Source organism: Haloplanus sp. GDY1, assembly GCF_023703775.1.
GTDB lineage: Archaea > Halobacteriota > Halobacteria > Halobacteriales > Haloferacaceae > Haloplanus > Haloplanus halophilus.
The window spans coordinates 367,654-390,145 of the sequence record NZ_CP098514.1; the positions used below are offsets into that span (position 1 = coordinate 367,654).

The window sequence follows — 22,492 nt, forward strand, 5'->3', positions numbered from 1 at the left end:
GTGGCTACCGGGCAATTAAACTTCGTACTCCAAATTCATATTCTTTGACACGTTTGGCGTCCGAACCGGCGACCGGTCCGGGAGCCGCGAACCACAAGACACGAGGTACTCCGCGGCGTGCCGGGCGTATGAGCAACTATCTCGTCGCGATGGAGGCCGCCTGGCTGGTCAGGGACGTCGAGGACGTCGACGACGCCATCGGCGTCGCGGTCAGCGAGGCCGGCAAGCGCCTCAACGAACAGGACAAGGAGTACGTCGAGGTGGAGGTCGGCGCCACGCCCTGTCCGGCCTGCGGCGAACCGTTCGACTCGGCGTTCATCGCCGCCGACACCGCGCTGGTGGGTCTCCTCCTCGAAATCGAGGTGTTCAACGCCGACGGCGAGAACCACGCCACCCGCATCGCGAAAAGCGAGGTCGGGGGTGCCCTGCGTGACGTCCCGCTGTCGGTGATCGAGGTCGTGGAGACCGAGGCCGAGGAGGACTGACCTCCCGGTCAGCCACACACCCGTCGCTGTCCGCCGATTTCCCGCGAGCGGCGCCGACGTCGGCGTCCGCTCCCCGTCCTCACTCGTCGCGTGTCTTCAGCCACTCGTCGAGGAGGGTCCTGATCGCCGCCGCCCGGTTGTCCCGGTGGTCCGCGAAGGCGATGTCGTCGACGGCGTCCAGCGTCTCCTCCTCCAGTTCGACGGTGACCGTCTCCATCTCCGCGAGTCCGTCTCCCTCGTCCATGTGGTAGTCGACACGCGAGAGGGCTACAAATAGCTCCGTCAGACGACCGTCCGGCGTTCGTGTGACTCCGTGTCCCGCGCCCGCGACGGACCGGCCGCCGGCCGTGGCGGCGCCGTATCGAAGCCGCTATGTCACCGGCCGCCGCGCCCGATGACGTGACCCGACTCGTAGCCCACCACTTCGGCGTGACCGTGGCCGACCTGGACCGCGTGGTCGAGTTCTACCGCGACGCTCTCGGACTCGGCACCCCCGACCGCTTCGACGTCTCGGACGAGGCCTTCGCGGACGCCGTCGACGTCGACGGCGCCACCGGCCGGTTCGCCCACTTCGACGCCGACGGCGCACGGATCGAACTGATCGAGTACGACCCCGAGGGCGACGACGCCACCGGCGACGCGGTGAACCAGCCGGGCGCGAAACACCTCGGGCTCGCCGTGGACGACGTCGACGCCTTCTACGCCGACCTCGATCCCTCCGTCACCACCCTGAGCGAACCCCGGACGACGGAGACCGGCTCGCGGATCTGCTTCCTCCGCGACCCGGAGGGGAACCTCGTCGAGCTTCTGGAGGTCTGAGACACGTTGGCCAAAAGACATATCCCGGGGAAGCGGCTAGGCGGGCGACGGAGAGCCGACCCGCCCCACAGCATGCACCACCAAAGTCACAGTCCTCCACGGCGGTTCGCCGCCGGAATCGCCCCGCCCGCCAGTCGCACCGACGCTCGCGCCCCCGCGCGAGGGGTGCGTTCCGGACACCGATGAGCGAGGCGGACTCCGCGGCGGCCCGCTGGGACGAGGATCGCGACGCGTACGTGGCCCGGTTCGACGGGACGAACCGCTCGCCGAGCGTCGCCGTCGCCGAGACGCTGACGGAGACGGTCGAGGTGGGCGACCGACCGCTGTTCGACTACGTCGACCCCGACGCGCTGGACGCCCTCGTCGCCGGGTCGTCGCCCTCGACGACGGTCACGTTCGACGTCGAGGACGCCGCGGTCACCGTCCACGGCGACGGCCGCATCCTCGTCCGGCCGCCGTGACCCGCCCGTCGGCTACGACTTCGGTTCGATCTTGCCGGCGAACGTCTGCCGGTGGATCACTCCGTCCTCCACGACGAAGGTGTCGGTGCAGAACTCGTAGTCGTTGTCGGGTGTCTCCCCGTTCCAGACGATGTACGCGTACTCCCCCTCGACGGTCTTCCGGTCGAGGTCGATCCGCGACCCCTCCTGGGCGAACTCCTCGAACAGCCCGGCGAACAGTTCCTCGATCTCGTCGAGGCCGCGGAACGTCCCCACGTTCGTGATGACCACGGAGTCGTCCGTGTAGTCCGCGAGCGTCTCCTCGAGGTCCTGTGCGGTGAAAGCGTCGAGATGGTGGTCGAGTACGTCTTCTGTGGTCGTCATCGGTGTCTCACCGACCACCCGTTTCGGGCACACTGACATGAACGTTGCCCGGCCGCCGCCGTCGGTGACTAGGCGAAATAGAGGATGGAGATGGCGAGCACCGCGGCGAGGAGCAGGAACGCCACCATGTACTCGAAGAGCCCTTCCGGTGTCGTCATCGGTGGGAACGTCATGCGCGGCCCTACGGCACCACGATTCAAGACGTTGACGCTCGGCCGTCGGGTTCTCAACGATGATACTTCTGCCACCAGAGCTAACTGCTCGCCGGTTCTGGATTCGGCGAATGCCCCCCACACGCCGTCGGATCCTCGCGACCGTCGCCCTCGCACAGTCGAGCCTCCTCGGTGGCTGCTTCGGCGACTCCGGGGGGACGACCGCCGACACCGAACCGACCGACAGCTCCGCCCCCTCGGCGACGCCCGAACCCACCGCCGCGGAACCGACGGCGACCGAGACGGCGACGGCGACGGCCACGCCCGTCGCCCACGCCGACCTCGCCGCGGCGACCGGGAACGTCCTCGCCGAGTTCGAGTGGTTCCGCACGGAGTACGACGACGCCATCCTGGGGCTCAAGCGAGCCGTCAGCGGCGTCTTCGGCGTCGTCGAGGACCTCGAAACCGCCGAGCAACTGACCGAGTCGGACGTGACGGCGCTTCGCGAGGCGACCACCCACGTCGCGGAGTACGTCCAGGCGAACCTCGTCGACCACTTCGCGGTCCCGCCGGCCCTGCGGATCGGCGACAACGTCTACGTCCGCGACCTCGAACGCGGCGTCACCCGCGGCGACGAGCGCCTGCAGAACGCCGCCATCTCCCGCGCCGGGTCGTTCTACCAGCGGGTCGTCTCCGGCCCGTACGTCGACAACGAGTTCTCGCGGCGCCCCGTCTACGGGCCCCTGTACGACATGCTGGTCCCGGGTGGCTCGGGCAACCACATCGTCGCGCTCGCGAGCGCCGAGGACGACTTCGTCACCTGGGCCCACCCCGACCGCACCGAGTCGACGGCCACCGACGGCGTCGCCCGACACACCCACGAGTTCCCGAGCGGTCACCGGACGTACACCCACGCCCACGACCACTCGACGCCCCACCCGCTCAACGAGCACTCGAACGAGCCTCAGTACAACGAACTCTACGCCTACGGCGACGACGGGGTGGCCCTCCTCGAGGACACGGCGTCGTGGCGCGAACGACTCGACGACTACCGGCCGGTCCTCACGGACCTCTTCGGGCCGGTCCGCTCCGAGGGCCGCGAGTACGGCGTCACCATGATGGTCGGCACCATCGACGCCGGGTTCACCGCCGAACCGCTCTACGTCGAGCGCTTCGCCTCTCCCCAGGCCGCCCGGACGGCCGTCTCCGGGGACGGACCGGTGTCGGCCTCCGGCACCACCTCCTTCGCCGGCCGCCGGTGGGACCGGGTGTTCTACGACGTGGACGACGTCACCGTCTACGCCTACCGCTTCCGCGCGGGCGCCTCGGTGATTACCGCCCTCCCCGCGGACGTCCCCTGGGAGCGCCGGCCGGAGTGGACCGCCGGACTCGCGTCGACCTGGCTCGCGTCGCCGCCCTCCGGGGGGTAGCGATCCCTCGGTATCGGAACCCCTGCCGAGTCGACGGACGGGGCTCGACGACGCCCTCGGCTCCCACCGGTGCGATCCGCCGGGGAACGTCGCCATCGAGACGACCCCGACGAGCACACGGCGCGACCTGAGCCTGGCGGACTCGCCCGGCGCGGCCGTCGTCGACGCAGGGGGGCGCGAGTCGGGCCGGCGGCGCGACCGGCAGACGGTCCCCCGACCCTCTCAGTCCGCGTCGCCGATGTTGACCACGAACACGGGGACGGTGGCGTTCTCGACGACGCGGTCGGTGACGCTCCCGAGGTGGGCGAGGCGGTCCCGTCCCGTCCGCCCGTGGGTGCCCATCGCGATCACGTCGATTCCGGCCTCGTCGGCGTAGCCGAGGATGGTCTTGTAGGGCACCCCCTCGCGCACGTCGGTCACGACGTCGAGTCCGGCCTCGCCCGCGCGCTCGGCGACGGCGGCGACGGCGTCCTCGCCCCGGTCGGTCAACTGCGCGATCAGTTCCTCGCGGTCCTCGTCGGCCGCGAGTTCGAACCGCCGGTCGACCACGTAGAGCGCGTGGACCGTCGCCCCGTGGTTGCGCGCCATCTCGATCGCGTGATCGAGCGTCCGGTCGACTCCCTCGCTCCCGTCCGTGGGGACGAGTATCGCGTCGTACATGATCGTTCGTTGGATGCGGGATCACTTGAAACGAGGCGGCCCCGGCAGGGCGCGTTCGCGCGACCACCGATCCCCGTCACGCGGGCGTTCCGTCGATCCCGGTCAGGAGCACGTAGAGACGGGTCTTTCCTTCGTACGCCGGCCGCCGTTCGGCGCCCCAGACTACCGATCCGCCCGGATCCACCCGGTCGGCGATCTCGTTCACGAGGTCCCGCGCCTCGCCGGCCGTGAGGTCGGGACCGCCGGTGACGTGGACGAGCGCCGCCGATGCCTTCCGGTAGTCGGCGTCGACGAGGGGATGCTTCAGCGCATCGTCCACGGCTCCGGTCTCGTCCCCGTTCTCGGTCTCGCCGACGAAGATCGCGGCCTCGCCGTCATCCTGCAGCACCGTCGCCACGTCCGAGAGATCCAGTTCGACGAGCGAGGTCTGGGCGACGGCTCCGCCGACGTCCCTGACCGTCTCCGCGATGATCTGATCCATCACGGACCGAGCCCTGTCGGTCGACAGGTCGGGCACGTGCTCGATCAGGTGGTCGTCGTCGAGTACGACGAGCGAATCGACTTCCGAGCGGAGTTCCGTGACCCCTCTCCGTGCCACCTCGTCGCGGTCGGCGTCGAGCGGCGTCGACGCCACCCCGACGACGAGGGCATCCTGTTCGTTCGCGATTTCGGCCACGGTCGGGGCGGTACCGGTGCCGGTCCCCCCGCCCATCCCGACGGTGACGAACACGAGGTCCGTCCCGTCGAGGACGTTCTCGATCGTCTCCCGAGCCAACTCGGCCGAGCGTTCGCCCACGGACGGCTCCCCGCCGGCGTCGCTCCCCCGCGTGAGCGACTTGCCGACGGGGAGTTTCGCGTCGGCATCGATCGTCTGCAGGTGCTGTTTGTCGGTGTTGATCGCGACCGTCTCGACGCCGTCGACGCCCATGTTGTCCAGCCGATCGACCGTGTTGCTGCCGGCATCGCCGACGCCGACGGTCGTGATGGTGGTGTCGGACGGGGATACCGCCGACCCGGCGTCCCGGTCCCGGTCCCGGTGGGTCGACACCGACCCGCCGGCGGCGCCCCCCGATGGCTCCGATCCGTCGCTGTCGAAGTTCGGAAGGAATCGATCCGGCCGGTTCCCCGTTCGAATGGCCCGGAGCGCGTCCGCGAAGTTCTCGACCGACCGGTATCGGGCGGTCTTGTCGCGTTCGAGCGCGTGGAGGACCGCGGCGTCCATCGCCGCCGTGACGTCTTCCCTGTGGGCACTCGGCGGCGGCGGCGCTTCGGATCCGACGACGTCCCGAAGTACGCCGAGTCGGGTGCCGGTGTACGGCGGGTCGCCCGTGAGCATCGCGTACAGAAGGGTCCCGATCTGGTACACGTCGGTCAGGGTATCGGGATCGCCGAAGTCCGCGGGTTCGAACTGTTCGGGTGCCGCATACGTGACCGAGAGGCCGTCCGTCGCTCCGCTCTGCTCCGCGAGGACGCGAGCGAGCCCCCAGTCGGCGACTTTCGGCACGTCCCAGGAGTCCCCGGGGGTCTCGCGGAAGAGCACGTTCGCCGGCTTGAGGTCCAGATGAGCGATCCCGTATCCGTGGGCGACCGCCACACCGCGACAGACACATTCACCGATCCAGAGCGCCTTCTGCAGTGGGAGCCCGTCGGGCGCGGATTCCAGCCGGCCGTCGAGGCTCCCCCCGTCCATGTACTCCAGTGCGATCCAGGGCCGACTCTCCCCCGTGTCGATCACGCCGACGACGTGTTCGAACTCCGACCAACGGGGCTTCCGTCGCTCCCGCGAGTCCACGGTCTCCCACCGTTCGGCCTCCGCGAGGAACTCCTCGACCGCGTCGACGGTCACCGTCTCCGGTGACAGTGGCTCCTTGAGTGCGATCCGCTCCGGCGGATCGCCCCCGACGACGTCGGCTCTCGAAACGACGGCCTCTCCCCCGTGCCCGATCCGCTCGACGATCTCGATGTCTTCGTAGGTGAGTTCCCTACGTGGTGGACTCGACACTGTCGAGAGATCCGGTACCCGCGAATCCGTCATGGGGTCGTCGTTCGCGGTCGTGGCGTATTAATTCCGTCGCGGTCTCCGTGTGTGGCCGTAACGTACATGACGGTGCCCCGCACTCATGCGCACGTATGCCGAGCTGTCAGAACTGTGGCGCCTTCGTCACCGACGACTACGTCCGGGTGTTCGCCCCGACCGGCATGACCGAACCGCGTGTCTGTCCGAACTGTGAGGATCTGGTCCGCGACGGCGCGGACGTGCGACAGGCACGCGCGAGACGCACCTGATTTATTCGCCCGCGTCCCACGGCCCGTATGCTCACCTTCGTCGGCCTCGGCCTCTACGACGAGCGGTCGATCACGGTCGAGGGACGCGACGCCCTCCGCGCGGCCGACCGCGCGTTCGCCGAGTTCTACACCAGTCGCCTCGTCGGCACCAGCGTCGAGGCCCTCGAAGCCCACCACGGCGTCGACATCGAGGTGCGGGACCGAGCGGGCGTCGAGCGGGACCCCGCGCCCATCCTCGACGCCGCCGAGTCGGACGACGTCGTCTTCATGACCGCCGGCGACGCCATGATCTCGACCACCCACGTCGACCTCCGCCTGCGCGCGGTCGACCGGGGAATCGACACCCGAGTGGTCCACGGCGTCACCGCGCAGTCCGCCGCCAGCGGCCTCACCGGCCTCCAGAACTACCGCTTCGGCAAGGCCGTCACCCTCCCCTTCCCGCGCGCCCACGGCGGCGACGACGTGCCGGCCTCCGTCGTCGACGCCGTCGAGGCCAACCGGGAGCGCGGCCTCCACACCCTCGTCTACCTCGACATCAAGGTCGACGACGGCCGGGGGGCGGACGCGGGCGAGACGTTCATGACCGCCGACGTCGCCGCCGACCTGCTGGCCGGGGAGTGGCCCGACTCCCTCGGCGTGGCCGTGGCCCGCGCGGGGAGTCCCGACCCCGTCGTCGTCGCCGACCGCCTCCGGGCGCTCGCGGATCGGGACTTCGGTTCCCCCTTGCACCTGCTGGTGTTGCCGGGCGAGGTCCACCACGTCGAGGCCGACGCGCTCCGGACGCTCGCGGGGGCGCCGCCCGACCTGCTTCCGGACGCGTGATCCGAGACGGTCCGGACCGTTCGACAGTTGCTGGAACAAATCGTGACGATCGTAGAAATATAACGAAAATAGGCGACATTCATGTGTTCGGTCCCCGGTAATTTAGTAAAAATTTAAATATTTCAACCCGGACGTCCCCACTGGGGAGACGGACGGGGTCGGCAGGCGCTGATGCCGGGTGACACCCGTCGCCGCGACATGCCATATCGCGATCAGGAACTTTCACCCTGCCCACGAAAGCGTTGTATCCGTCTCCCTCTTTTCCGACGTGGTCGGTGTGACCCCCTCGCCGGGACCCGTCTCAGTCCGCGCCCGGACCGACCTCGCTTCGCTCGGGCAGGTCGAGCGCCTCCCGGAGGTCGTACTCCTCGCGGGTGACGACGTAGAGGACGTCCTCGACGACGGTCAGGAGTTCGGGCAGTTCGCGCACGACGAGGTAGGTGACGCCGATCAGCGCGACCACCGCGAGCACCTGGCTGATGACGCGATCCGAGAGGTAGAAGGACACCTTGTACGGGTCGGTCCCTCCGAACAGGAACAGGACCTCGTCGACGAACCACTGCATGTACTGCTTGCCGAACATCAGGCCGATGAACGTCGTCCGCGCGATGTTGAGGACGTAGATGATCGGCACGGCGATGGCGAGCGCCCGGAGTTTCCGACCCAGGGGGGCGTCGACGGCGGCGATGAGGCCGACGAAGATGGAGATGCTCCCGATGCCGGTACACGCGAGGATGAGCGAGAAGAGGATCACGTGTCCGCCGTCGGTGACGAACTTGAACGTGTTGAGGTAGCCCTGGTCGCCCTCGACGAGCGTCGGCGAGTAGCCAAGCGTCTCCATCACCCACATCGTCTGGTCGGTGACGACGGCGATGAGCGCGTGACGGGGCGAGGGGAGCGCGAGGCCGCCGACCGTGAGCGCCGGAATCGTCTCGAAGGGGAGATACACCACGCCCATGACGGCGACGGCCTTCGACAGGACGAACAGCGAGTCCCGGCCGTCGTGGAGGAGCCAGCCGACGTACAGCGACGCGGGGACGGCCGCAAGCGAGAGGAAGCCCTCGACGAAGCTCTTCTGTTCGAACGCGAAGTGGGGAACGAGCGCGGCCCAGAAGGCGGCGAAGACCGCCCACGCGGCGACCGTCACCGCCCGGGCGCCCGACCGCTCCCGACTCCGGAGGAGGGCACCGGCGAGGAAGAGACCGACGACGACCCACGCGAGGGCGTCGGTGAAGGGGCCTGCCATGGTCGGGACAAGGGCGCGGATCGATAAATCCCTTGCCGTTACGACGCGATCAGGGGACGCGGACCGTCACGTCGGGCATGCCGCCCATCAGGCCGCCGAAGGCCGTCTCGTACCCCTCGTGTCGGGCGGTCTGTGGCTGGACCGTCACCGAGACGGTGAGGGTGTCGCCCGACTGGACGCCGTCGACGACCGCGCCGTAGTGATAGCCGAGGTCGGGGTCGAGCGTCCGGTCGAGCGGTCCCGCGTACACCGTTTCGCCGTCGCGTTCGAGGCGACCGGACAGCCCCATCGCCGGGATCACCATGCGGTTGTACGGCGTGCGTGCCGACACCGCGAGGTAGGTGCCCTCGGCGTCGACGCCCGCAGGCGGCGACTCCAGAGCCGTCACGACCAGCCGGGCGTCGTTGCTCGTCCCCGACCCGAGGACCCGTCCCGGCAGGTTCGATTCGAGCGGCGCGAACGACGAGGGCAGCATCTCCATCGGCATCGGGTCGACCGCGCCGGACGTGGCGACCCGTTCCTCGTCGAGGGTGCGGAAGCTGATCTCCTCTTTCGCCGACTGGCTGTACTCGAAGGGAATCGACAGGGTCGCGGGCTCCGCGAACCGGCCGGCGAACGCGCCCGTCCGCCGCGTGGCCATCGCCCCGACGCTCAGCCTGACCTCGTAGGTCCCATCGCCCTCCAGCCCGAAGTTCGCCCCGTAGTGAAAGCCCATCGGCTGGGAGAGCATGGGGTAGATGGCCTCCTGGGAGACGAGCGACCCGTCGCGGTAGATCTCCGCCGACAGCCCGGTGTCCGGGAGGACCTGCTCCGTCTCGGGGTCCCAGACGCTCGCCATCAGGTGGACGGCGTCGTCGCTCTCGATGTCGGTTCGCGAGACGTCCTCCCCGGTGACGTTCCAGAACCGGTGGGGGTAACTGTACATGAGCCCCGCCGCGTAGTCGCCGCTCGTCGCGGTCCCCACCATCGACATCCCCTCGACGTGACTCGGGTAGTAGACGCCGTCGGGGCGGCCCTCCGGGACGGGCGGCACCCCCACGGCCCGCGTCTCGACCAGGCTGGAACAGCCCGACAGCGAGAGCGCCCCCGTCAGGGCGGCCCCCGTTCGGAGCAGTTCGCGGCGCTTCATACCCCCGCTCGGGGCTCGCCGGGAAAACCGGTTCTGGTCCGGTCGTCGAACGCCGCCCTCACGCCGGGCGCGGCGTCGGCAGCGCCCGGTGTCGACGCGGCGGGAGGAGGAAGTACCCCCGACGGCGGACGAAGATGTACTCCAGGATGCCGTTGTTGACGCGCTGGCGCACCGCCGGCGTCACCTCCGTCACGTCCGTTCCGTTCATCGCGCGGCGGACCTCCTCGAACGCCGAGATGCGTCGCTGGAGCGACGGGAAATGCAGGCTCGCGACCGCCTGCTCCGAGCCGATGTCGTCGGTCGACTCGAAGTGCCGGCGGAGCAGGCGCACGTTCCCCTCGTCGTCGCGGTTCGCCCGCGCCGCCTTCTGGGCGTGGCCGACGCGGCCGTACTCCCGGGCGTGGTCGGCGACGTCGTCGACGAACCGGTCGATCCCGCTCGACGACCCGAGGTTGCTTCCGACCCCCTCGACGAGGCCCTCCGCGGCGTGGCCCGGGCTGAACAGCTCCATCACCCGCTCCTCGTAGGACTGCTCGCCGTACCAGTCGGCCAGCCGTTGCCGGAGGTTGGCGATCACCTCGGTCGTCCCGCCCGCGAACGGCCCGGAGTCGATGGTGACGTACGACTCGGTCGCCTGGTTGCCCCGGAACCCCGCCTCGAACCCCATGAACAGCGGCGACGCCTCGGGGACGGGCTTCGAGTCCGGAATCCCCGCGGCGTCCTGGTGTTCGGCGGGCAGTCCCGCGCCGACGAAGCCCGTCCGCCGGGAGGCCACCGTCGCCACCTCGGTGAGCGGTGGGACGGACACGCCGTTTGCCGACGCCCGCTCCCCCCGGAGCGCCCGGTCGGCCGCGAGGACGACGTCGGCCCGGTCGCTCGCCAGGTGGAGCACCGCGTCCTGCCGGTCGAAGGTCGGCGACTCGAACGGCGACAGCGCCGTCGGCTCCGGGAGGTCGATCCCCTCGGGCAGCGACTCGTCGAACCGGTCGAAGTAGGCCGGCGAGTAGGCCATCGAGTGGAGGAGCCCCTCGTGGCTCCACGCGTAGGCTCGGTCCAACGCGTCGAGCGACGCCGCGAGCGCCGCCCGGTCGTCGGCGTTCGGCGGCCCGTCGAACGGCAGGTCGAGGTACAGGAGGATCTGGTGGGCTGGAAGCTGCGTGTTGCCGTGTTCGTCGTGGCGGACGTACTCGCGCCAGGCGTGCTGGCTCGACGGCTTGGCTTCGGGGTCACCGGTCGGCACCGGATCGTCGCCGGCGCGGTCCAGACAGGCGCTCAGGGCGCTCGCGCCGCCCATCGCGACGGCGGCCTTCAGGACGGCCCGTCGCGAGCGGTCGCCTTCGGGGGACATCCATCGCCACTACGGCCCTCGGCGGGAAGCGGATTGTGGTTCGGCTCTCGAAGGCTACTCCTCCGAGACGAGGCCGTCCACCAGCCGCGTGAACCGGTCGACGAGCCGTTCCGGGAGGGTGGGTTCGACCTCCCGCAGCGCCCGGGCGGTCGCCTCGGGGCGCGAGAGCCCGAGCGTCACGCGGTCGCGGTCGTCGCGGCGCTTCTCGACGAGGTCCTGTTCGATCAGGTGATCGAGGTGCCACTCCAGCGTGCTCCGGGCGATTCCGAGGTCGTCGGCGACCGTCCCCGGCGGACCGGGCCCCTCGTCGATCAGGTGGAGCAACACGTCCCGCGCCGTCTCGCGGCGCAGGACGGCGATGGCGCCCCGCTCCGCCGCGTCGTACTCGGGCGTGTAGTAGTGGGTGCGGCCGTACAGCGGTTCCGCGACCACGTCGTCCGCCCGCCGGAGCGTCTTGAGGTGGTGCTGGACCTGCCCCGTCGCCAGGTCGAGTTCGCGGGCGAGTTCGTTGAAGTGGACGCCCGGGTTGGCGGCGACGTGGTGGCGGATGCGCTCGCGCTGCCTCGTCACGACGCCGACACCTCCCGGCGGACGGTCCGGGCGTAGTACACCGCCGCGACCACCAGCGCCACCAGCACCACGTCGAGGCCGTGTTCGAAGAGGTGGTGGTTCGTCGGCGAGAGGACGCCGAGCATGCTCACCCCGAGGACGGCCGAGCGGCCGAGCAACGCGGCGAAGGCGGCGACGATCAGGAGGTAGGGTCGGGACCGTCGCTGCACGAAGGCGGCAAAGGAGAGCCCGAGGAGGACGGCGGCCCCCAGGGCGGCGACGGCGACGACGGCGAGGAGACCGACCGACGCGACGCCGCCCGCGACGGCGTGTAACGACACGAACGGGAGCGACATGCCCGCCCGTTCGGGCCGTAGCCACCTGAACGCTTCGTCGGCGCGGCCGCTCGCGACGTTGCGTCGGGAGAAGTTGTGCGTGGGTGATGTCCCGAACGGGAATCACCTGCATCCGTCGGCGCTCGCGTTCGCTCGCGCCGATGCGATGCGTGGGACCGGATTTGAACCGGCGGACCCCTATGGGACAGCGCCCTCAACGCTGCGCCGTTGGCCTAGCTTGGCTACCCACGCTCGCACGGGTTCTGTGGTACGCATACCACCGTTGTCGGGGGTATTTGAAATGGCTTTCCTTTTCCCCGTCGCTCCCGCCTCCGGTCGCCCGCCGTCGGTCGACGGGCGCCGGCCGCCGGAACCCGCTGCCGTTTTGTGGCTCGCCGGCCCAAGGTCGCCCATGGCGCTACGAGCCCGGAACCGCGTGCCGGAACTCACGGCGGTCCTGACCGTCGCGTCGCTCGCGCTGGTGTTCGGCGCGGCGCTCGGTGCCATCCCCCGGGGTGCGATTCCGCGCGCCCCCGAGACGGTGCTGGCGGTCATCCCCCACGTCAACGCCGTCGTCAGCACCGTCGCCGTCGGTACTATCCTCGCCGGCGTGGTCTTCGCTCGCCGGCGCGAGTTCGCGAAACACCGCGCGATGATGCTGTCCTCGGCCGCCCTGTTCGCCGCCTTCCTCGCGCTCTACCTCTACAAGGTGATCCTAGAGGGACCGGCCCCGTTCCCCGGCCCCGAGGCCGTCTACACGTGGGTGTATCTCCCCCTCCTCGCCGTCCACGTCCTCCTCGCGATGGTCTGCATCCCGCTGCTGTACTACGTCCTCCTCCTCGCGACGACCCGCCCCGTCTCGGCGCTCGTCGACACGCCCCACGCCCGCGTCGGCCGCGTGGCGGCGAGCCTCTGGCTGGTCTCGTTCGTCCTCGGCAACGCCGTCTACGCCCTGCTGTACGTGCTCTACTGAGCGGCGGCGTGACCCATAAGGCGGCGGTGGCACAATCGGTGGCCGATGACCGACGACACGGACCCGACCCCGTCGGCGCTGGCCGATCGGCTCTCGTCGCCGGAGGCCGCGACCCGCCGCGACGCGATGGACCGCCTCGCCTCGCTGGCCGAGACCCGTCCGCGCCACGTCGCCCGGGAGGCGTCGGCGATCCGTGACCGCCTCGGCGACGACGACCCCGCCGTCCGGGCGGCGGCGTGTCGGCTGGTCGCCACCCTCGGCCTCGTCGACGCCGAGGGCCGCCTCGGCGACCTGCGACTCGACGACGACCCCGCGGTGAGCGAGGCCGCACGCGAGGCGCTCTCGGCCCTCGACGGCGCGACCCCGGTCGACCCCGCGCCGGCCGACGAGCGAGTCGCCCCCGACCGTCGGTCCGAGGCGGCGTCCGAGTCGACGGCCGAGGCGACGCCGTCGCCCGCGCCCGGCACGGCGTCGCCACCCGCCGGGACGTGGCCCGCGTGGCGCTTCGACGCGCGGAACACGGGATACGCCCCGGAGGGGGCGGGACCGACCGGCGACGTCGCCGGCCGGTGGCGCGTCGCGCTCACCGGCGGGCACCGCGGGGTGGAGGCGTCCCCGACGTTCGCGGAGGGGACGGTCCACTTCGGCGACGGCGGGACGGTCGTGGCCGCCGACGCGGCCGACGGGAGCGCGCGGTGGACGGTCGAGACCGGGGGCGACGTGACGCCGACCCCGACGGTGGTCGACGGCACCGCCTACGCCCCGAGTCCGGACGGCGTGCTCGCCCTGGACGCGGCCGACGGCGGCCGCGAGTGGACGGCGGCGACGCCGGACGCGGTCTTTGGTCCGCCGGCGGTGGACGGGGGCGTCGTCTACGCCACCGACGAGGCGGGGACGGTGGTCGCCGTCGACGCGGCCGACGGGAGCGAGCGCTGGCGGACCGAGGTCGGGGCCGGGGCGCCCGTGTGCGGCCCGCCGGCGGTGGCCGACGGGCGCGTCTTCGCCACGGTCTCGAACGGCGCGGTCGTCGCCCTGGACGCGGCCGACGGCGCCGAACGCTGGCGGTTCGAGATGGCTCACCGGTCCCTGATTCCGCCGGCCGTGGTCGACGGCGTCGTCTACGCGGCCTGTCGCGGCGCCGTCAGCGCCCTGGACGCGGCCGACGGGACGACGTCGTGGACGGCGGAGACGGCGGGGGGCGTGGGCGGGGCGCCGGCGGTGGCGGACGGGACCGTCTACGTCGGGATGGGCGAACGCCTGTGTGCGCTGGACGCTGCCGACGGAAGCGAGCGGTGGGCGTTCGAGACGTCCCGGTCGCCCGGGGCGCCGGCGGTGGCGGGCGATACCGTCTACGTGGGCACCGCCGGAACGCTCGATCCGACGGCCGGGAGCCTCCACGCCCTGGACGCGGCCGACGGGAGTTCACGGTGGACCTTCGACGTCGAGGCGACGGGATTCGGCGCGCTGGCGGTGGCGAACGGGGGCGTCTACGCCGTGGGCGACGACGGCCTCTACGCGCTCGGCGACCCCGAGTGAGGGCGTCACTCGGCGTACAGGGAGTAGACGATGACTGCGAACCCGACGAGCGTGAGGCCGCTCTCGATGACGACGGAGGAGGCCAGCGACAGCGCGGTGAACTGGTGGCCGACGCCGGCGAGGAGCGCGCCGACGGTGACCAGCCCGAAGCCGATGGCGAGCGCGCGAAGCGAGGACGCGCCCGTCCGCCGATACGCCTTCAGGGAGAGGTAGGTGATGAGGCTCCCGAGCAGGAGCGTGCCGGTCTTGACGGCCACGAGCGCGATGTCGAGGTGGTTCATGTCTCCTTGCGCACCTCCCCCCACAGCGACGCGAGCCGTTCGTCGGCGGTGCGGGACGGTCGGTCGATGGTCACGTCGAGTTCCCGGTCCTCGGTCAGTCCGATGGCGACGGCGTCGAAGTCGACTTCGTACCGGGTCGCGTGGTGGCCGTCGGGTCTGATCTCCGTCCCCTCGGCGAGCAGCGACGCCTCGGTCAGCAGGTCGAGCTTTCTGTAGGTCGTAGACATGGGGATGTCACACTCCTCCGACACCTCGGTGGCCGTCATCGGCTCGTCGAGGTGCTGGATGATGGTCCGGCAGTCGGCGTCGTCGAGCGCGTCAAGCACCGACTGCAGGTCGGGCGGGTCGTCGCCCGACAGCGGATCGCGCACCATACCGACCCTCGCCGAGGGAGTCACTTAGGCCCGCCGGTGCGGACGGCGCGAGCGCCGCTCACACCCCCGTCGAACATGTTCGGACACAGGTTTTCGGTGGATGAGCGCGTACTGACAGTCGTCATGAGCACGACCACGGAGTCGGAGCGCCGAGCCGAACCGCACACGACGACGGTCCACCTGCGCGCGACGGGGCACGTCCGCGACGCCATGGAGCGACCCCACCAGGAGTTCACGTTCGAGGGCGACACCCTCCGTGACCTGCTGGAGGCCTTCTTCGACGACCACCCGGAGCTGGCGGAGATGCTGATCGCGGAGACGGAGGCCGAGGCGACGACGGACGGGTGGGCGAAACCGCCAGAGAACCTCCCCGGCACGTGGCACAAGAACCCGGAGGGCGAGCAGACCAAACCCTACGCCCGGGTGCTGGTCAACGGGAAGTTCAACGAGGTCCTCGACGGCTTCGACACGAAGATCGAGGACGGCGACCGCGTGAGCTTCGTCTACCCCTTCATCTTCTGTTGCTGACGCGGCGGGTTCTCGCGGCGGTTCGGTGTCGGTGGCTCACCCGTCGGTGTGGCCGTCTCCGCCCTCGCGTCCCCTGCCTTTTTCCGTGCGACCCGAACCGGTTCGCCCACGGACCCACCCCACAGGAATCGGGTCGGCGGTTGATACCCGTGGCCTGCCATCCTCCGAATAGAGGTGACACCCAATGTTCGAAACCACCCGTCGCCGGGCGCTTCAGGCGCTCGGTGTCGGCGGTGCGGCGGCGGCGGCAGGGTGTACCGTTCGGGCGCCCACGGCGGACGCCGAGAAACAGCGCGACCGCGTTGAGCAGCAGTCCACGCCGAGCGTCGACCGGATCGCGGCCGACCCGACGGACATCCCGGAGCCGATCGACCGGAGCGAACCCGCGGAGGTCGACGTGACGCTCCGCCCCGAGGAGGTGACCGCCGAGATCGAACCCGGCGTCACGTTCGACTACATGACCTACAACGGGCAGGTGCCGGGGCCGATGATCCGGGTCCGGAAGGGCGACACGGTGAACCTCACCTTCGAGAACCCCTCGAACAACGCCCTGCCGCACAACGTCGACTTCCACGCGGCCGCGGGTCCCGGCGGCGGCGCCGAGGCGACGATGACCGCACCCGGGGAGACGGCCCACCTGCGGTTCAAGGCCACCTACCCCGGCGCGTACATCTACCACTGCGCCGTCCCGAACCTCGACATGCACATCAGCGCCGGCATGTTCGGGATCATCCTCGTCGAACCCGAGGAGGGGATGCCGTCGGTCGACCACGAACTCTACCTCGGCCAACACGAGATCTACACCGACGGCCAACCCGGACAGGAGGGCACCCACAGCTTCGACATGGCGGCGATGAAGCGGGAGGACCCGACCTACGTCGTCATGAACGGCGAGAAGTACGCCATGACGCCGAGCGTCCACGGGTCGGCGGCGACGGTGTCGACCGGCGACACCGCGCGGGTCTACTTCGTCACCGGCGGCCCGAACCTCACCAGCAGCTTCCACCCCATCGGCAACGTCTGGGAGGAGTTCTGGCCCCAGGGGTCGCTCACCACCGAGCCCCAGACCCACATCCAGACCTCGCCGGTCGCCCCCGGGAGCACGTGCATCGCGACGATGACCTTCCCCGTCCCGGGCAACTTCAAGCTCGTCGATCACGCGCTGAGTCGGGTCGCCCGCCGCGGCTGTCTGGCCATCGTCACCGCCGAGGGCGAGGAGCGCCCCGACGTCTTCGATCCGGACCCGCAGAGCGGGGAGGGTGGGACGGCGAGCGCCTGACGGGACCGGGCGCGACGCCCCGGTCGCGCCGTCGGCGGCCGAGCCGAGGGCATATAACCCCTCGGCGGTCTACCGAGAGCCATGCCCACGGCTCGACTCGCGGTGACGCTCCCCGAGGACGTCTGGATCGCCGACCTCTCCTCGCGGTATCCGGACGCGACCTTCCGCGTCCTCGCAGCGCTCCCCGACGACGAGACGGGCGTCGGCCTGGTCGAAATCACGGCCGCCGACCTCGAGGCCGTCCTCTCGCGGCTCGATCGGACCGCTGGCGTCCGGGTGTTCGAGGTGCTCCACCGCGGCGACGACCGGGCGCTGGTCCAGTTCGAGACGGACGACCCGCTGCTTCTCCTCTCGGTTCGCAACTCGCGGGCGCCGTTCGAACCGCCCGTCACCATCGTCGACGGCGTCGCGGACCTCGAAATCACCGCCTCCCGGGATCGGCTGTCGTCGCTCGCGGAGCAGTTCCGCACCTTCGGGCTGGAGTTCGACGTGCGGTCGGTCCGCACCTCGATGGACCCCGAGTCGGTCGTGAGCGACCGCCAGCGCGACCTGCTCGAGACGGCGGTCGAGCTGGGCTACTACGACACGCCGAGAACGTGTACGCTGACGGCGCTCGCGGAGCATCTCGGCATCGCGAAGTCGACGGCCAGCGAACGGCTCCACCGGGCCGAGAGCGCCATCGTCCGGGCGTTCGTCTCCGACGCGAGCGTCGTCGACGAGCGCGCCCACAGTACCGAGTGAACGCCACTCAACACGGATCTGACGACGTACTGCGATCGGACGTGTGACCCGTTTCGATCGCTACTCTCAGTCCTCGTGGCTCGGATCGCCGTGCTCGACGCCCGACTCCTCCGGGCTGGCGCCGCCCGCGTTCCTGAGCATCAACACGATGCCGAAGACGACGGGCGAGAGGAACGCGGCGACGAGCGACCCGCCGATCGTCAGGGACATGATCCGGCCGCCCGCGCCCATGCCGCCGTCGCCCGAGCCGCTGGTGCTCCCCTCGCCGCCGGAGCCGCCGGAGCCGCCGGAGCTACCACTTCCGCCTCCGGAGCCGCTTCCGGAGCCGCCACCGCCCCCGCCCCCGCCACCGCCGACGACTTCGGCACCCTCGGGGACGGCGTCGCCGACGACGACCACGCCCTTCATCCCGAGCGCGCGGTGGGGCTGACAGAAATACTGTACCACGCCCTCGGATTCGAAGGTGTGTTCGAACGTGAAGCCGGCCTCCTGGGTGAGTTCGCTCTCGAAGTCGCCGCCGGACTCGGCGACGACGTTGTGGAGGTTGCCCTCGCCCGTCCACTCCCAGACGACGGTCGTGCCGGTGTCGACCTGGATGGCCGCCGGCCCGAACCCGTACGCGGCGTTGTTGGCCTGGACGCCGACGTCGACGGTCACTTCGCCGGAACCGGTCATGTCGACGACGCCATCGTAGTTGCTCACGTCGCTCATCCAGCCGCCGAACGGTCCGGACTGTGCCGCCGCGGGGCCGGCCGCTCCCGCACCGACCAGCCCGGCTCCGACGGCACCGGCGCCCGCCCGCAACAGCCGCCGTCGCCCCAGCCGCACGTTCCGTTCCTCGCTCATGGTCGCCTGCCCCTACACACGACCCCTTCAAAAATATTGCCGGTTTCGCGTCCAATTGCCGGTTTTTCGGTCAGTTCGGTGACTCGACGGCGGATCAGTCGTCCGCCGGCGCGGACTCGCTCCCGACGACGGGCCGGGAGACGTCGCGGTCCGTCCGCTCGCCCTCGATGTCGTAGGGGTACTCGCCGGTCACACAGCCGAGACAGAGGTCGCCCCGAGAGCGGTCGAGGACGCCGGCGATGGCGTCGATGGAGAGATACGAGAGGCTGTCGGCGCCGATGGCCTCGCGGATGTCGTCGACGCTCCGATCGGCGGCGATGAGTTCGTCGCGACTCGCCATGTCGATGCCCATGTAGCAGGGGGCGACGATGGGCGGGGCGCCGATGCGGACGTGGACCTCCTCGGCGCCGGCGTCGCGGATCAGGTCGACCAGTTGCGTCGAGGTGGTGCCCCGGACGATGCTGTCGTCGATGATGGTGACCGTCTTCCCCTCGACGGTGCTGCGGATCGGGTTGAGCTTCAGCCGCACCGCGCGCTCGCGTTCGTCCTGTGTCGGCATGATGAACGTTCGGCCGACGTAGCGGTTCTTCATCAGTCCCTCCGCGAACTCGACGTCGGCGCCGTCGTCGTTCGCGGCCTCGGCGTAACCGGAGGCGAAGGAGCGCCCGGAGTCGGGGACCGGCATCACCACGTCCGTCTCGATGCCGCTCTCGGTCCAGAGTTCGCGCCCGAGGTTCCGGCGCACCTCGTAGACGAGGCCGTCGTCGATGACCGAGTCCGGGCGGGCGAAGTAGACGTGTTCGAAAAAGCAGTGGGCCGTGGCGTCGCGGTCGACGAGTTGATAGGAGTCGAAGCCGGAGCCGTCGGGTTCGAGGACGATCAGTTCCCCCGGTGCCACGTCGCGAACGAGTTCGCCGTCGAGCGTGTCGATGGCCGCCGACTCCGAGGCCAGCACGTAGCCGTCGTCGAGTTTCCCGATGCACAGCGGCCGGTTCCCCTCCGGATCCCTGACCCCGAGCACCGCCTCGTCGTGCATGATCGTCAGGGCGTAGGAGCCGTGGATGCGGCTCATCGTTCGCTTGACCGCCCGGACGAGGTCCTCCTCCAGTAAGTTGCGCGCGAGGTCGTGGGCGATCACCTCGGTGTCACCGTTGGAGGTGAAGGCGTGGCCGAGCGACTCCAGTTCCGCCCGGATCTCCGCGGCGTTGACGAGGTTGCCGTTGTGTGCGAGGCCGAGCGATCCCGACTTGAACGAGACGGAGAACGGCTGGGCGCAACAGGCGTTGACGCCGCCCGAGGTGGGGTAGCGGACGTGACCGATCCCCGCCGCCCCGTTCAACTGCCCGAGGTCGTCGGCGTCGAAGACGTCCCCCACCAGACCCATCTCCACGTGGCTGTGTTGCTGGAATCCGTCGTGAGTCACGATGCCGGCCGACTCCTGTCCCCGGTGCTGGAGCGCGTACAGCGAGTAGTACAGGGGACGAGCGGCGTCGCGGTCGGCGAGCGAAATCCCGACGACGCCACACTTCTCGGTCATCCCGTCCGGGGTCCGGTGGTCCCGCCCGTTTGCCATGGGCGTTCGTAGTGTACCGCGGGGTAAAAAGCCACGCTATTGCGCCCGTTCGGGCGATCGGCATCGAAATCGCCGACCGGCCGTTCGAGGGCGTCTACTACCGCCGAACGGCACGCGAGGTCCGGAGAAGGAGAGGGAAAGACGCGGTCGGACCGACGCTACTCGCCGGCCTTGCTCTGCCACTCGTAGTCGCGGCGCTTGGCCGATTTGCCGAAGCCACACGACGAGCAGACCTTCTTCCGGACGTGGTAGGATTTCTCACCGCAGCGTCGACACTTGACGTGGGTCGTCTTGTTCTTCTTGCCCTGACTCGGCGTTCCTGCTCCCGTCATGTACTTATCGTCACGACGTTGTCGCCGCGTATAATGGTTGTGTTGTCGACCTGCTCGACGTCCGGATCGCCGAGGGCGCCCTCGTCGATCTCGTCGCCAGGTTCGAGCACGACGTTCATGTGCTGGTCGTACCCGCCGAGGACGCCCTGGAACGCACGGCCGTCCTTGAGATACACCATCACGTCCTCGTCCAACGAGGCCTCCAGCACGTCGAGGGGTCGTCCGCCCATGCACACAAAGGCCGAGGGTCGGAATAATAAACGTACCGAAGGTCACACCGTATCGCCCGCACGAGGCCCCGTCGGAGCGCTTATTCCGCCGTCCGGCGTATCACCCCTATGACCTTTCGCGTCCTCGTCCCGGTCGACGACTCGGAGATGGCCGCCGGCGCCCTCCGGTACGCGCTCGAGACGTTCGACGACGCCGAGATAACGGTCCTCCACGTCGGCGGCGGCCCGTCGCCGATGATGGGGGCGGCGACGGACCTCGCGCTCGCCGACGACGTGCAGGCGGCCGCGGAGGAGCGCGCGAGCGAGGCTCTCGACCGCGCCCGCGACGTCGCAGCCGAGTACGGCGTCGACGTCGACACCGAGGTGCGACTCGGACATCCGGCCCGAACCATCGTCGAGCGTGCCGTGGACTTCGATACGGTCGTGATCGGCTCGCACAGCGGCAGCCTGTCCGATCGGCTGTTCATCGGCAACGTCGCCGAGAAGGTCGTCCGCGGATCGCCCGTCCCGGTGACCGTCGTTCGGTGACCCCGGGTCCAGGTACCGTGTGACCACCGGCGGACGGCGCCGAGAACCGCTCGGGTCCGACGAGCGAGCGGCGGCGCGTCGGATCACTCAGTCGGCCGTCGCCCCCGACCGGCCGTCGGCGTCCATCTCCGCGGGGTTCTTCATCCCCTCCTTGACGCCGAGGTGGACGAGGACGACGTTCACGGGGAAGGCGGCGAGGAAGCCGAGCGAGAGCGAGAGCGCCAGCGCCATCCAGAACAGCGGCTGTCCCATGTGGGTGTCGGCCGCGAGCAGGAGGTCGGCTCCGATGGCGACCACCTCCATGACCGTGATCGACGGCGTCTCGCTGTACAGCGCGTCGGCCATCGCCTCGCGGAACCCGACGCCCTCCTGCATCAGGGGGCCGACGGTGAGCCCGAAGCCGAAGAGGTACGCGAACCCGAAGGTGACGGCGGCGACCCACCCGACCGCGAGGGCGAGGATGCCCTGTGCCAGCGTGATGCCGACGACTTCGCCGGCGCCACACCCCGAGTAACAGTGCGCCGTCGAGCGGACGCCCCGGCGCCACAGCGAGTCGTGGCTGATCCCCGTCCGGCCGGCGTACCAGTAGAGCAGCAGGCCGAACGGTCCGGAGTACAGCACGACGAGCGCCCAGACGCCCTTCATCAGCGAGGGCAGCGCCCGGCTGTGCCGGCGGAGGTCCCACAGGAGGACGGCGACGGACGTGACGATCAGGAGCGCCCAGACGCCGATCACCAGCGGGTCCGACAGCACCGGCCGCAGTAGCTCACGAACCGGCTCGAACGATCGCTCGATCCACGTGAGAACGCGTGCCAGTGGCATGATTGCTCCGTGTGCGTGGCGGGGGACTGCCCGTCGATCCGCTCAGTGCGCCGAGAACGAGGGTGGCGACGCCTCGTACCCCGCGTCCTCCACGGCGGCGACGAGCGCGCCCCGACCCACGTTCCCGTCGACGGTCGCCGACGCGGCGTCGGCGTCGGCCGTCGCGACCGTGACGCCGTCGACCGCTTCCAGAGCGCCCTCGACCGTCCGTTCGCAACTCGCGCAGGCCATCCCGTCGACGGTGATCGTTCGCGACATCCCGACGGGAGATAGGGGGTGACACTCTTTGTGAGTTGCCGTTTCGAGTGCAAGCCCGCCGCGGACCGCGGCGACCGATCCGTCCGTCGCTCCGACGGCCGCTCCG

General features: G+C 70.2%; 29 protein-coding genes and 1 tRNA gene. 12 read left to right on the top strand and 18 right to left on the bottom strand.

The annotated features are described in order from the left end of the window. The first annotated feature begins 128 nt into the window (after positions 1 to 128). The gene (locus NBT67_RS02040) at positions 129 to 485 is read left to right on the top strand and encodes a DUF555 domain-containing protein (protein ID WP_251343156.1); all 357 of its coding nucleotides are present in this window, start codon (positions 129 to 131) and stop codon (positions 483 to 485) included. Positions 486 to 564: 79 nt separating this feature from the next. Here the strand turns inward: NBT67_RS02040 and NBT67_RS02045 are convergent, their stop codons facing one another. Further along, the gene (locus tag NBT67_RS02045) at positions 565 to 729 is read right to left on the bottom strand and encodes a ribbon-helix-helix protein, CopG family (RefSeq protein WP_251343157.1); all 165 of its coding nucleotides are present in this window, start codon (positions 727 to 729) and stop codon (positions 565 to 567) included. A 155-nt stretch (positions 730 to 884) separates the two neighbouring features. Between NBT67_RS02045 and NBT67_RS02050 the strand changes: the two genes are divergently transcribed. Further along, a complete protein-coding gene (locus tag NBT67_RS02050; RefSeq protein ID WP_251343158.1) occupies positions 885 to 1,304 on the top strand; it encodes a VOC family protein in 420 nt (139 codons plus the stop codon). 182 nt (positions 1,305 to 1,486) lie between these two features. Further along, positions 1,487 to 1,765 carry a HalOD1 output domain-containing protein gene (locus tag NBT67_RS02055; RefSeq protein ID WP_251343159.1) on the top strand — a complete coding sequence of 93 codons (279 nt, stop codon included), beginning with the start codon at positions 1,487 to 1,489 and terminating at the stop codon, positions 1,763 to 1,765. A gap of 12 nt (positions 1,766 to 1,777) precedes the next feature. Here the strand turns inward: NBT67_RS02055 and NBT67_RS02060 are convergent, their stop codons facing one another. Then, a complete protein-coding gene (locus NBT67_RS02060; RefSeq protein ID WP_251343160.1) occupies positions 1,778 to 2,128 on the bottom strand; it encodes a nuclear transport factor 2 family protein in 351 nt (116 codons plus the stop codon). A gap of 283 nt (positions 2,129 to 2,411) precedes the next feature. On the opposite strand from NBT67_RS02060, the gene NBT67_RS02065 reads away from it, so the two are divergent. After that, entirely contained in the window at positions 2,412 to 3,710 is a 1,299-nt protein-coding gene (locus NBT67_RS02065) for a hypothetical protein (protein WP_251343161.1), read from the top strand. Positions 3,711 to 3,932: 222 nt separating this feature from the next. On the opposite strand, the gene NBT67_RS02070 is transcribed toward NBT67_RS02065, so the two are convergent. Both NBT67_RS02070 and NBT67_RS02075 read right to left on the bottom strand, forming a co-directional pair. Then, positions 3,933 to 4,370, bottom strand: a complete 438-nt coding sequence (locus NBT67_RS02070) for a universal stress protein (RefSeq protein WP_251343162.1) — start codon at positions 4,368 to 4,370, stop codon at positions 3,933 to 3,935. 76 nt (positions 4,371 to 4,446) lie between these two features. Further along, entirely contained in the window at positions 4,447 to 6,405 is a 1,959-nt protein-coding gene (locus tag NBT67_RS02075) for a protein kinase domain-containing protein (RefSeq protein ID WP_251343163.1), read from the bottom strand. A 95-nt stretch (positions 6,406 to 6,500) separates the two neighbouring features. On the opposite strand from NBT67_RS02075, the gene NBT67_RS02080 reads away from it, so the two are divergent. Further along, on the top strand, positions 6,501 to 6,656 hold the full coding sequence (locus NBT67_RS02080; protein WP_251343164.1) for a DUF7563 family protein: 156 nt from the start codon (positions 6,501 to 6,503) through the stop codon (positions 6,654 to 6,656). Positions 6,657 to 6,683: 27 nt separating this feature from the next. After that, positions 6,684 to 7,478 carry a diphthine synthase gene (dph5, locus tag NBT67_RS02085; RefSeq protein WP_251343165.1) on the top strand — a complete coding sequence of 265 codons (795 nt, stop codon included), beginning with the start codon at positions 6,684 to 6,686 and terminating at the stop codon, positions 7,476 to 7,478. Positions 7,479 to 7,779: 301 nt separating this feature from the next. On the opposite strand, the gene artA is transcribed toward dph5, so the two are convergent. The 6 genes from artA to NBT67_RS02115 form a co-directional block, all read right to left on the bottom strand. Beyond that, positions 7,780 to 8,724: an archaeosortase A gene (gene artA / locus NBT67_RS02090; protein WP_251343166.1), complete on the bottom strand. Its 945-nt coding sequence runs from the start codon at positions 8,722 to 8,724 to the stop codon at positions 7,780 to 7,782. 49 nt (positions 8,725 to 8,773) lie between these two features. After that, positions 8,774 to 9,853, bottom strand: coding sequence for an iron transporter (locus NBT67_RS02095; RefSeq protein ID WP_251343167.1), 1,080 nt, complete (start codon positions 9,851 to 9,853; stop codon positions 8,774 to 8,776). A 58-nt stretch (positions 9,854 to 9,911) separates the two neighbouring features. Then, on the bottom strand, positions 9,912 to 11,201 hold the full coding sequence (locus tag NBT67_RS02100) for a DUF7405 family protein (RefSeq protein WP_251343168.1): 1,290 nt from the start codon (positions 11,199 to 11,201) through the stop codon (positions 9,912 to 9,914). A 54-nt stretch (positions 11,202 to 11,255) separates the two neighbouring features. Beyond that, complete coding sequence (locus tag NBT67_RS02105) at positions 11,256 to 11,771, bottom strand: winged helix-turn-helix transcriptional regulator (protein WP_251343169.1); 516 nt, start codon at positions 11,769 to 11,771, stop codon at positions 11,256 to 11,258. After that, positions 11,768 to 12,106 carry a DUF7471 family protein gene (locus NBT67_RS02110; RefSeq protein ID WP_251343170.1) on the bottom strand — a complete coding sequence of 113 codons (339 nt, stop codon included), beginning with the start codon at positions 12,104 to 12,106 and terminating at the stop codon, positions 11,768 to 11,770. Before NBT67_RS02110 ends, NBT67_RS02105 begins: the two co-directional genes overlap by 4 nt. A 146-nt stretch (positions 12,107 to 12,252) precedes the next feature. After that, positions 12,253 to 12,337 (bottom strand) — tRNA-Leu (locus tag NBT67_RS02115). Between the two features lie 160 nt (positions 12,338 to 12,497). Between NBT67_RS02115 and NBT67_RS02120 the strand changes: the two genes are divergently transcribed. Further along, positions 12,498 to 13,058, top strand: coding sequence for a DUF420 domain-containing protein (locus NBT67_RS02120; RefSeq protein WP_251343171.1), 561 nt, complete (start codon positions 12,498 to 12,500; stop codon positions 13,056 to 13,058). Between the two features lie 45 nt (positions 13,059 to 13,103). Further along, positions 13,104 to 14,594 (top strand): outer membrane protein assembly factor BamB family protein, encoded by a 1,491-nt coding sequence (locus tag NBT67_RS02125; protein WP_251343172.1) that lies wholly within the window; start codon positions 13,104 to 13,106, stop codon positions 14,592 to 14,594. 5 nt (positions 14,595 to 14,599) lie between these two features. On the opposite strand, the gene NBT67_RS02130 is transcribed toward NBT67_RS02125, so the two are convergent. Together NBT67_RS02130 and NBT67_RS02135 are read right to left on the bottom strand one after the other, a co-directional pair. Further along, a complete protein-coding gene (locus NBT67_RS02130; protein ID WP_251343173.1) occupies positions 14,600 to 14,875 on the bottom strand; it encodes a DUF7521 family protein in 276 nt (91 codons plus the stop codon). Continuing rightward, on the bottom strand, positions 14,872 to 15,249 hold the full coding sequence (locus NBT67_RS02135; RefSeq protein ID WP_251343174.1) for a winged helix-turn-helix domain-containing protein: 378 nt from the start codon (positions 15,247 to 15,249) through the stop codon (positions 14,872 to 14,874). The genes NBT67_RS02130 and NBT67_RS02135 overlap by 4 nt, the downstream gene beginning before the upstream one ends. A gap of 123 nt (positions 15,250 to 15,372) precedes the next feature. On the opposite strand from NBT67_RS02135, the gene NBT67_RS02140 reads away from it, so the two are divergent. The 3 genes from NBT67_RS02140 (at position 15,373) to NBT67_RS02150 (ending at position 17,797) form a co-directional block, all read left to right on the top strand. Then, positions 15,373 to 15,777 (top strand): MoaD/ThiS family protein, encoded by a 405-nt coding sequence (locus NBT67_RS02140; protein WP_251343175.1) that lies wholly within the window; start codon positions 15,373 to 15,375, stop codon positions 15,775 to 15,777. A 184-nt stretch (positions 15,778 to 15,961) separates the two neighbouring features. Continuing rightward, positions 15,962 to 17,056: a copper-containing nitrite reductase gene (gene nirK, locus NBT67_RS02145; protein WP_251343176.1), complete on the top strand. Its 1,095-nt coding sequence runs from the start codon at positions 15,962 to 15,964 to the stop codon at positions 17,054 to 17,056. A gap of 81 nt (positions 17,057 to 17,137) precedes the next feature. Further along, the gene (locus NBT67_RS02150) at positions 17,138 to 17,797 is read left to right on the top strand and encodes a helix-turn-helix domain-containing protein (RefSeq protein WP_251343177.1); all 660 of its coding nucleotides are present in this window, start codon (positions 17,138 to 17,140) and stop codon (positions 17,795 to 17,797) included. Positions 17,798 to 17,863: 66 nt separating this feature from the next. Here NBT67_RS02150 and NBT67_RS02155 read toward each other — a convergent pair whose 3' ends face one another. From NBT67_RS02155 to NBT67_RS02170, 4 genes are all read right to left on the bottom strand, one after another. Then, on the bottom strand, positions 17,864 to 18,643 hold the full coding sequence (locus tag NBT67_RS02155; RefSeq protein WP_251343178.1) for a halocyanin domain-containing protein: 780 nt from the start codon (positions 18,641 to 18,643) through the stop codon (positions 17,864 to 17,866). 94 nt (positions 18,644 to 18,737) lie between these two features. Further along, entirely contained in the window at positions 18,738 to 20,216 is a 1,479-nt protein-coding gene (purF, locus tag NBT67_RS02160) for an amidophosphoribosyltransferase (protein WP_251343179.1), read from the bottom strand. Between the two features lie 158 nt (positions 20,217 to 20,374). Continuing rightward, positions 20,375 to 20,548, bottom strand: a complete 174-nt coding sequence (locus NBT67_RS02165) for a 50S ribosomal protein L37e (protein ID WP_049936239.1) — start codon at positions 20,546 to 20,548, stop codon at positions 20,375 to 20,377. Further along, positions 20,545 to 20,778: an LSM domain-containing protein gene (locus NBT67_RS02170; RefSeq protein ID WP_251343180.1), complete on the bottom strand. Its 234-nt coding sequence runs from the start codon at positions 20,776 to 20,778 to the stop codon at positions 20,545 to 20,547. Before NBT67_RS02170 ends, NBT67_RS02165 begins: the two co-directional genes overlap by 4 nt. Positions 20,779 to 20,886: 108 nt before the next feature. On the opposite strand from NBT67_RS02170, the gene NBT67_RS02175 reads away from it, so the two are divergent. After that, the gene (locus NBT67_RS02175) at positions 20,887 to 21,306 is read left to right on the top strand and encodes a universal stress protein (RefSeq protein WP_251343181.1); all 420 of its coding nucleotides are present in this window, start codon (positions 20,887 to 20,889) and stop codon (positions 21,304 to 21,306) included. 87 nt (positions 21,307 to 21,393) lie between these two features. Here the strand turns inward: NBT67_RS02175 and NBT67_RS02180 are convergent, their stop codons facing one another. Continuing rightward, positions 21,394 to 22,128: a DUF4396 domain-containing protein gene (locus NBT67_RS02180; RefSeq protein WP_251343182.1), complete on the bottom strand. Its 735-nt coding sequence runs from the start codon at positions 22,126 to 22,128 to the stop codon at positions 21,394 to 21,396. 42 nt (positions 22,129 to 22,170) lie between these two features. Continuing rightward, a complete protein-coding gene (locus NBT67_RS02185; RefSeq protein WP_251343183.1) occupies positions 22,171 to 22,386 on the bottom strand; it encodes a heavy-metal-associated domain-containing protein in 216 nt (71 codons plus the stop codon). Positions 22,387 to 22,492 lie beyond the last annotated feature (106 nt).

Bases quoted from the DNA above. Each gene is read 5' to 3' on its own strand.
- NBT67_RS02040 (WP_251343156.1), top strand. From the start codon at position 129: ATGAGCAACTATCTCGTCGCGATGGAGGCCGCCTGGCTGGTCAGGGAC.
- NBT67_RS02045 (WP_251343157.1), bottom strand. From the start codon at position 729: ATGGACGAGGGAGACGGACTCGCGGAGATGGAGACGGTCACCGTCGAA.
- NBT67_RS02055 (WP_251343159.1), top strand. From the start codon at position 1,487: ATGAGCGAGGCGGACTCCGCGGCGGCCCGCTGGGACGAGGATCGCGAC.
- NBT67_RS02060 (WP_251343160.1), bottom strand. From the start codon at position 2,128: ATGACGACCACAGAAGACGTACTCGACCACCATCTCGACGCTTTCACC.
- NBT67_RS02065 (WP_251343161.1), top strand. From the start codon at position 2,412: ATGCCCCCCACACGCCGTCGGATCCTCGCGACCGTCGCCCTCGCACAG.
- NBT67_RS02070 (WP_251343162.1), bottom strand. From the start codon at position 4,370: ATGTACGACGCGATACTCGTCCCCACGGACGGGAGCGAGGGAGTCGAC.
- NBT67_RS02075 (WP_251343163.1), bottom strand. From the start codon at position 6,405: ATGACGGATTCGCGGGTACCGGATCTCTCGACAGTGTCGAGTCCACCA.
- NBT67_RS02080 (WP_251343164.1), top strand. From the start codon at position 6,501: ATGCCGAGCTGTCAGAACTGTGGCGCCTTCGTCACCGACGACTACGTC.
- dph5 (WP_251343165.1), top strand. From the start codon at position 6,684: ATGCTCACCTTCGTCGGCCTCGGCCTCTACGACGAGCGGTCGATCACG.
- artA (WP_251343166.1), bottom strand. From the start codon at position 8,724: ATGGCAGGCCCCTTCACCGACGCCCTCGCGTGGGTCGTCGTCGGTCTC.
- NBT67_RS02095 (WP_251343167.1), bottom strand. From the start codon at position 9,853: ATGAAGCGCCGCGAACTGCTCCGAACGGGGGCCGCCCTGACGGGGGCG.
- NBT67_RS02100 (WP_251343168.1), bottom strand. From the start codon at position 11,201: ATGTCCCCCGAAGGCGACCGCTCGCGACGGGCCGTCCTGAAGGCCGCC.
- NBT67_RS02110 (WP_251343170.1), bottom strand. From the start codon at position 12,106: ATGTCGCTCCCGTTCGTGTCGTTACACGCCGTCGCGGGCGGCGTCGCG.
- NBT67_RS02120 (WP_251343171.1), top strand. From the start codon at position 12,498: ATGGCGCTACGAGCCCGGAACCGCGTGCCGGAACTCACGGCGGTCCTG.
- NBT67_RS02125 (WP_251343172.1), top strand. From the start codon at position 13,104: ATGACCGACGACACGGACCCGACCCCGTCGGCGCTGGCCGATCGGCTC.
- NBT67_RS02130 (WP_251343173.1), bottom strand. From the start codon at position 14,875: ATGAACCACCTCGACATCGCGCTCGTGGCCGTCAAGACCGGCACGCTC.
- NBT67_RS02135 (WP_251343174.1), bottom strand. From the start codon at position 15,249: ATGGTGCGCGATCCGCTGTCGGGCGACGACCCGCCCGACCTGCAGTCG.
- NBT67_RS02140 (WP_251343175.1), top strand. From the start codon at position 15,373: ATGAGCACGACCACGGAGTCGGAGCGCCGAGCCGAACCGCACACGACG.
- nirK (WP_251343176.1), top strand. From the start codon at position 15,962: ATGTTCGAAACCACCCGTCGCCGGGCGCTTCAGGCGCTCGGTGTCGGC.
- NBT67_RS02150 (WP_251343177.1), top strand. From the start codon at position 17,138: ATGCCCACGGCTCGACTCGCGGTGACGCTCCCCGAGGACGTCTGGATC.
- NBT67_RS02155 (WP_251343178.1), bottom strand. From the start codon at position 18,643: ATGAGCGAGGAACGGAACGTGCGGCTGGGGCGACGGCGGCTGTTGCGG.
- purF (WP_251343179.1), bottom strand. From the start codon at position 20,216: ATGGCAAACGGGCGGGACCACCGGACCCCGGACGGGATGACCGAGAAG.
- NBT67_RS02165 (WP_049936239.1), bottom strand. From the start codon at position 20,548: ATGACGGGAGCAGGAACGCCGAGTCAGGGCAAGAAGAACAAGACGACC.
- NBT67_RS02170 (WP_251343180.1), bottom strand. From the start codon at position 20,778: ATGGGCGGACGACCCCTCGACGTGCTGGAGGCCTCGTTGGACGAGGAC.
- NBT67_RS02175 (WP_251343181.1), top strand. From the start codon at position 20,887: ATGACCTTTCGCGTCCTCGTCCCGGTCGACGACTCGGAGATGGCCGCC.
- NBT67_RS02180 (WP_251343182.1), bottom strand. From the start codon at position 22,128: ATGCCACTGGCACGCGTTCTCACGTGGATCGAGCGATCGTTCGAGCCG.
- NBT67_RS02185 (WP_251343183.1), bottom strand. From the start codon at position 22,386: ATGTCGCGAACGATCACCGTCGACGGGATGGCCTGCGCGAGTTGCGAA.